The organism is Mesorhizobium sp. M7A.F.Ca.CA.002.05.1.1, assembly GCF_003998335.1.
Classification (GTDB): Bacteria; Pseudomonadota; Alphaproteobacteria; order Rhizobiales; family Rhizobiaceae; genus Mesorhizobium.
Map to the genome: position 1 here is coordinate 1 of NZ_RZQI01000262.1, position 6,871 is coordinate 6,871.

The 6,871-nt window shown below is 61.2% G+C and carries 10 protein-coding genes; 2 read left to right on the forward strand and 8 right to left on the reverse strand.

The features are described 5' to 3' along the window. Positions 1–83: 83 nt before the first annotated feature. A complete protein-coding gene (locus tag EN939_RS38060; RefSeq protein ID WP_164748817.1) occupies positions 84–476 on the reverse strand; it encodes a hypothetical protein in 393 nt (130 codons plus the stop codon). Positions 477–615: 139 nt separating this feature from the next. Between EN939_RS38060 and EN939_RS15275 the strand changes: the two genes are divergently transcribed. Continuing rightward, complete coding sequence (locus EN939_RS15275) at positions 616–2,238, forward strand: tetratricopeptide repeat-containing sulfotransferase family protein (protein ID WP_245473096.1); 1,623 nt, start codon at positions 616–618, stop codon at positions 2,236–2,238. A gap of 141 nt (positions 2,239–2,379) precedes the next feature. Here EN939_RS15275 and EN939_RS15280 read toward each other — a convergent pair whose 3' ends face one another. Beyond that, on the reverse strand, positions 2,380–2,733 hold the full coding sequence (locus EN939_RS15280) for a DUF1428 domain-containing protein (RefSeq protein ID WP_127268660.1): 354 nt from the start codon (positions 2,731–2,733) through the stop codon (positions 2,380–2,382). Positions 2,734–2,808: 75 nt separating this feature from the next. Then, entirely contained in the window at positions 2,809–3,237 is a 429-nt protein-coding gene (locus tag EN939_RS15285; RefSeq protein WP_127268665.1) for a VOC family protein, read from the reverse strand. A 238-nt stretch (positions 3,238–3,475) separates the two neighbouring features. Between EN939_RS15285 and EN939_RS15290 the strand changes: the two genes are divergently transcribed. After that, a complete protein-coding gene (locus tag EN939_RS15290; protein WP_127268661.1) occupies positions 3,476–4,090 on the forward strand; it encodes a glutathione S-transferase family protein in 615 nt (204 codons plus the stop codon). Positions 4,091–4,106: 16 nt separating this feature from the next. Here EN939_RS15290 and EN939_RS15295 read toward each other — a convergent pair whose 3' ends face one another. The 5 genes from EN939_RS15295 to EN939_RS38550 form a co-directional block, all read right to left on the reverse strand. Further along, complete coding sequence (locus tag EN939_RS15295; protein ID WP_127268662.1) at positions 4,107–4,265, reverse strand: hypothetical protein; 159 nt, start codon at positions 4,263–4,265, stop codon at positions 4,107–4,109. Positions 4,266–4,400: 135 nt separating this feature from the next. After that, positions 4,401–4,709 (reverse strand): HigA family addiction module antitoxin, encoded by a 309-nt coding sequence (locus tag EN939_RS15300; RefSeq protein ID WP_127268663.1) that lies wholly within the window; start codon positions 4,707–4,709, stop codon positions 4,401–4,403. A 27-nt stretch (positions 4,710–4,736) separates the two neighbouring features. Further along, entirely contained in the window at positions 4,737–5,015 is a 279-nt protein-coding gene (locus EN939_RS15305) for a type II toxin-antitoxin system RelE/ParE family toxin (RefSeq protein ID WP_023809788.1), read from the reverse strand. Positions 5,016–5,093: 78 nt separating this feature from the next. Beyond that, positions 5,094–6,620 carry an ABC-F family ATP-binding cassette domain-containing protein gene (locus EN939_RS15310; RefSeq protein ID WP_127268664.1) on the reverse strand — a complete coding sequence of 509 codons (1,527 nt, stop codon included), beginning with the start codon at positions 6,618–6,620 and terminating at the stop codon, positions 5,094–5,096. 68 nt (positions 6,621–6,688) lie between these two features. Beyond that, on the reverse strand, positions 6,689–6,871 hold a 183-nt coding region (locus EN939_RS38550; protein WP_206528292.1), incomplete at its 5' end, for a hypothetical protein.

A 6,871-nucleotide genomic window follows, 5' to 3' on the forward strand; every position in this document is an offset into this window, starting at 1 on the left:
ATGCCAATTCTGGCCCAAAGCGATCCTGTACAGATAGGCCTTTGTTGTAATTTAATCAAGGCGTTTTAAAATAAAATTGTGCTTCATTCAAAAAATTGCGCGCTGTAACTATCAGAAAAATGATGATACAAATTCATACAATTCAAAAACTGTTTGAAGCTTAGCGGGAATAATTCTCCCGGTATTTCATTTTTCTTGTGAGTTGAAGAAGGAGACCTCGAGATGTCCGTAAAGACGCCAACAGGCACCCCCGTAACGATCACGCCGGTCGCAAAGCCGGTAATGGCAAAGCCGATGGTTGTCCTGTCGCCGCGGCTGACTGTCAGAAGTGACGAGGCGGCAAAGCGAAGGATCGCCGACACCGATGGAACGGTTCGGCGTGCCAGGCAGGTTGCCGAGACCAATCGCCTGATTTGATCTTTCCGCACCGACGAAAGGACGAGACAGCAAGCGAAGCCTTGAACCTGGCGCGCCAATGGCCTAGATCGCCACAGGCGGATAAAACACGGCAGGTTTCCCATCAACAGAGATCAAAGACGAGCGGCGGGTGCGGGAGCCAGGTCTGGCGCAGGCGGACAGCCGCCGCTGGGCCTCGACCAGTATGTGCAGCAGGCGTTGCAACTGCATCAGGCGGGGCGCCGGCAAGAGGCTGAGACGATCTACCGGCAGGTGCTGGCGCGTCAGCCCAAGCATGCGGCCGCGGCGCATTTCCTGGGACTGCTGCTGCACCAGACCGGGCGCAGCGAAGAAGGGCTGGATCTCATCGAACGGTCGGTGAGCCTGCAGCCGACGAATCCCGATTTCCTCAACAATTTCGGTACGGTGATGCGCGACCTCGGCCGCCCTGCTGCGGCCATCGATTTCTTCCGCGGTGCGGTGGATCTGGGGCCGGACCAGCTCGCGGCGCGCGACAATCTCGGCTCATCGCTGAAGCAGGTCGGCCAGTTCGAAGAGGCCGAAGAGATTTATCGCGGCACGGTTGCACGCAACCCATTTCACGTGCGCGCCCGCATCGGGCTTGCCGAAACCCTGCAGGAAGCCGGGCGGCTGGATGAGGCGCTCGCCGTCTTCCGCGAAGCGCTGGCGATACGCCCCAAGGATGCCGACCTGCTGCACGGGCTCGGCGTCGGGCTGATGGAAAAGGGCAAGCTCGACGAGGCGGTCGACCTGTTCCGGCAGGCGTTGGCGATCAACCCCGCCATGGCCACAGCTTGGCTGATGCTGACGCAGGTCAAGCGCCAGAAGGATCGCGACAGCGAGCTTGGGGGCATGGAAGCCCAGCATGCCAAAGCGCCGCAGGACAGCCTGGCACGCATGCAGCTGTCCTTCGGACTCGGCAAGGCGAATGACGATCTCAGGGATTATGGCCGGGCCTTCGACTATTTCGCCGAAGGCAATGCGATCCGCCGCAAAGGCATCAACTACGACCAGGCCAGGACGCGGGCCGAATTCGAGGCGATGAAGGCCACCTTCGATGCCGGCTTCTTCGAGAAGCACAGGCCCAGCTCAATCAGCGACGACACGCCGATCTTCATCGTCGGCATGCCGCGTTCGGGCACGACGCTGGTCGAGCAGATCATTGCCAGCCATCCGCAGGTCTACGGCGCAGGCGAGCTCAGCATCTTGAAGAAGGCGGTCGGCAAGCAGTTCCCGGCGACCATGCCGGGTGGCTTCCCATGGGGCGTATCGGATATGGGCGATGCGGATTTTGCCGAAGCAGGCCAAGCCTATCTCGACATGCTGCATGCCCGCTATCCGAACATGCGCCACGTCACCGACAAAATGCCGGGCAACTTCCTGCTTGTCGGCTTCATCCACATGATGATGCCGAAGGCCAGGATCATCCACTGCGCGCGCGATGCGGCGGCCACCTGCCTGTCGATCTACAAGGTGCATTTCCGCGGCGACAGCCATCGCTATGGCTACGATCTCGGTGAGCTCGCCGACTTCCACAATCTCTACACCGACATCATGAAGCATTGGCACACGGTGCTGCCGGGCGTCGTGCATGATGTACGCTACGAGGATTTTGTCGCCGACCAGGAAGGACAGACGCGGGCATTGATCGCTCATCTCGGTCTGCCCTGGGACGACGCGGCTCTATCGTTCCACGAGACCGACCGACCGGTTCGCACGGCTTCAGCCGCACAGGTGCGCCAGCCGATGTATCAAGGGTCGGTCGATCTGTGGAAGCGCTATGGAGACCGGCTGAAGCCGCTGCTCGACAAGCTGGATTAGCGCAACGCTATCTAGCTGATCGTGGCCTTAGAGATTGGCCTAAGCACCCGCGTCGTCATCCTAGGGTCTTCGCGACGGAGCTTCGCGCTTCGCCCTAGGATGACGAAGCTGAGAGGCTTCTTCTAATCTGCAACCGGCTGCTCAAAGCTCAATGAATGGCTTGAAGCCACCGAAGATCATGCGCTTGCCGTCGAACGGCATGTCCGCCCAATCGGCCTTCAAGCGCGGATCTGCCATCACCTTGGCCATGACGGCATCGCGGCTCACCCGCGACTCATAGACGGCCCAGGCGAAGACGACGATCTCGTCGTCCTTGGCCTGCACGGCACGCGGGAAGGACGTGACCTCGCCATAGGGCACGTCGTCGCCGATGCATTCGACATAGGCGAGCGCGCCATGTTCCCTCCAGATAGGCCCTGCGAGGTTGGCCAGCTTCTTGTAGTCATCGAGTTTTGCCCTGGATACGGCAAGTACGAAACCATCGACATAGGACATTTTGGATCTCCTCCTGGAAGTTCACAGGGCCTCACCGGCGCCGGCCGGTGAGGGGCTCGGGCCATCGGCGGCAGATCAGGCTTTCTTCACCGGCGCGTTCATCGCCCATTCGACGCCGAACGGGTCGCGCATATTGCCCCACTGATCGCCCCAGAACATGACCTGGAGCGGCACGGCGACTTCGCAGCCGGCATCGACGGCGCGCTTCCACCAGGCTTCGATGTCGTCGCTGCCGAGGTGAAGCTGCATGGTGTAACCCTGCGGCTTGACGGCGGGCATTCCGTTTTCCGGATAGAAATCGGAGAGCATGAGGGTCGAGCCATTGATGTGGAGGTGAATGTGCATGGTGCGGCCTTTTTCGTCCGCCGGGTAGGCAAAGACCTGCTCCGCGCCGAAGGCCTTCTTGTAGAATTCGGCAGCCTTGAAGGCGCCATCCAGCTGCAGATAGGGGGTCAATCCGCCGAGCACTTTGGCCGCGGGCTGAACGGGGGTCTGATCAGTCATTTGTTGTTCCTCTTTGCGTTTGGCCTTGCGAGCCATAGGACGGATCGGACGGCGGCGATCCTACATGGCGGCGAAATTTTTTTGGCGGTCGGCCCTTGATAATCCCGGACAGCCGCGGGCTCGAGCGAGAGGCGTGAAACGAACTTGCGTCGGCGGCGCCCAATCAGAGCGCAATTCTCTCGGCTCGCAGGCTAGAACAGATGGATCACGCGAACGCCTCTTCAACCCCGGGACGACAATGATCCTCTACTATCAAACCCACTCACCCTTCGCGCGCAAGGCGCTTGTCTTCGCCCATGAGGTTGGCATTGCCGATCGGCTGGAGGTCATCCATCATGAGACCAGTCCGACCTTGCGCAACGCCGATGTCTACGCCGAAAATCCGCTTGGCAAGGTGCCGGTGCTGTTGCGGCCAAATGCGTCGCCGATCTTCGATTCCGATGTCATCTGCGCCTATCTCGACACACTGCATGACGGCCGCAAGCTGCTGCCGCAGGACGGCGAGGCGCGCTGGCAGGCGTTGCGGCTTCAGTCGGTCGCCCAGGGCCTCGCGCAGACAGGCATCGCTTTGCGCTGGGAGACAGAAAGGAGACCCGAAAAGCTGCGCTATGGTGCTCTCGCCGACGGATACCGGGAAAAGATCGAGGCGAGCTACGACTGGATCGAAAGCGCGCTGGACGACGAGGCACCGCTCCATGTCGGCCACATCGCCTTGGCCACCACGCTGTCCTGGATGGCGTTCCGCCACCTGCCGCCTTTTCGCTCGCGGGCGCGGCTGACGCACTGGTTCGAGGCTTTCGAAAAACGCGTATCGATGCAGGCGACACCGCTTTCAGGTGATACGCATGACTGACTGGCGCCTCGCGAGGTCAGGGGCGGCGGCCGTTCTGCGCGTCGAAGACGTCCGGAAAGCCGATATCCTTGCGCAGCGAGGCCGGCAGCGAAAGCAGGATGCGCTCGCTGCGGTGACGAGCGCGCGCTGCCGCATACCGGGTTGCGACGCGACCGATGGATGAAAGAACCGACATGATAATTCTCCCTGGGTTGGCGCCGGCATCATCGTGTCGGCATCCCAAGGACGCGATGGGCTGAGGCTATCCGACAGACCGTCGAGATTTTTTATCGCGGCGTCTGATGGTCTGTCCGAATGCTGCCGTGCGGACCTACGCAACCCTGAGCGTAGGGATCGCTGAAACATCAACTTCACGCTCTGCGTGCCAAGCATCGAAAGCCGCTTGCATTCGAAGCCAGATCGCGGCGCCGTCGCCGAACAGCTTCCCGAGGCGAGCGGCCACAGCCGGCGAAACCGGCTTCTTTTCGCGGATGATGTCATAGAGCTGCTGCCGGGAGATCCCGAGCAGATTTGCAATTTCCACCTTGGTCTTTCCAGTTGCCGGGATAATGTCCTCAAGCAGCGCTCCCGGGTGGGAGGGACAACGCTCAATAGGACGCGTCGGCTCGTGCACGGTCATAAGTCGAACTTCTCCAGTCTGGCCGCCTCAGTGATATTGCTCGAAATCGACGCGGGCAGCGTCCTTGCCGTCGAACTCGAATGTGATGCACCACGGACCGTTGACGTGGACCGTGTAGCGGATTGGATCGAAGCCTTTCAGCGGGTGGAAATCGAAGCCGGGAAGGTTCATCTCCTCCGGCTTCTCCGAAGCTTCCAGGCGGTCAAGCCGGACAAGAATGCGCTTGTGCATCTTGGCGTCGATCTTGCCGGTCTTTCCAGTTTGAAAGAGGTCCGACAGCGCCTTGTTCTTGAAGGACTTGATCATCGATATATGTAAACAGATTGCTTACAAAAACAAGGTCTGTAAGCAAATAATTTACATGCCAGTCGACCTCCGTTGGCCTCATCCTGCCGTTTCGGCCACTGAGCGGAAGAACTCCTCGGGGTCCTCGACTTCGGTCAGCTTTCGTTTGTCGATCAGCCAGAAGCGGCTGCCGATGGCGCGGATGAAGGAGCGGTCGTGCGAGGCGAGCACGCAGCTGGCCTGATGCGCCAGCAGTTCCGCTTCCAGCGCTTCCTGGCCGTCGATGTCGAGGTGGTTGGTCGGCTCGTCCAGCAGATAGAAGTTGGGATTGGCGAGCCTCAGCGCCAGCATCATCAGCCGCGCCTTCTGGCCGCCGGACAGCACGCCGATCTTTTTCTCCTGCATCTCGATGACCACGCCAGCACCGGCCAGCAACGACCGTGCGCGCTGCTCGCCGACATCGTAGCGGCGCGAGACCATCGCCAGCGGCGTGTCGTCGCCGCTGATGCCCGACAGCGCCTGATCGCTGTAGCCGAGCACCGTCGACGGCGTCACCTTCACATTCCGCACCGTGTCCGGTTCGATGATGGCATTGCGGATCAGGGTGACGAAGCGCGACTTGCCGACGCCGTTGCGGCCGAGCAGCACGATGCGGTCGCCCTGGCAGATGTGGCGCTTGCCGGCCCGAAACAGCAGCGTGCCATCGGGTGTTTCGACAGCCGCGTCGTCGAGCGTGATCAGCACTTTGGCGTGAGTGCCGCGATTGGCCAGTTTTATGGCACCCGCCGACTTCTCGCGATGCGCCGGGTTCGCCGCTTCCTCCAGTTTTTCGGCCCGCTGGCTGAGTTGCCTGGTCTTGACCGTCAGCAGGTCGCTGCCTGAATTGATGCCGATATTGTTGAGCTTGGCCGCCTGCCGGCGCAATTGCTGCGCCACCTTCATGTCGCGCTGGAACTTGCGCTCGGTCGAGGCGTCGACCTGGTCGAGCGCCCGCCTGGCGCGGGAATAGGGCAAGGCAAACACGGGCGACTGTTCCGGGCGCAGGAACAGCGTCCGGTTGGTGGCGGCGTCGAGAAAGGCGCGGTCGTGGCTGGCAATGACGACCGGCACCTCACGCGGCAATGCGTTGAGCCAGGTTTCCAACTGGCTGATGCGAGCAAGGTCGAGATGGTTGGTCGGCTCGTCGAGCAGCAGCACGTCCGGATCTGTCACCCAGACGCGGGCGATCAGCGCCAGTCTCTGCCAACCGCCGCTCAGCGCCTGCATTGGCCGCTCGCGCATCGGCTCCGGCACATCGAGTGAATCGAGAACCACGTCGACGCGCCACAGCTCGCTTTCAGCCTGCTCGGGCGGCAAGGCGTCGGCCACCACCTGATGGAAGCTGCGGGTGAGAAGGGCCGGGGCAATGGATTGCTCGACATGACCGACGCGCAGGCCGCGCGTGCGGGTGATGTCACCGGAGGTCGGCTCCATCTCGCCGGTCAGGCATTTCAGCAAGGTCGACTTGCCGCGGCCATTGGCGGCGACAATGCCGAGCCGGTCGCCGGAGCCGATGGTGAGATCGAGATTGGTAAACAGCGGCGCACTCATGGTGACGCCGAGGGATTTGAGGCTGATCAGGGCCATTTTGATTTCTCTGGTCTTGCCGGAGGAAAGTCCGGCTCAATGCACTTTGACGGTGCGCAGGCTGGCCATCAGGCTCGGCGTTGCAACACCACGAAGGGCAGACCAAAAAATCGAGGCGGGAAAAACCCGGACCGTCCCTGGTCAGCCCTGCAAGCAAGCTCGCAGGGCAGAAATCGGGCCACGCTGACGATGGTGACGATGGTGACGATGGTTACGATGAAACGTAAACACGTGAGCCCTCCTTTCAAGAC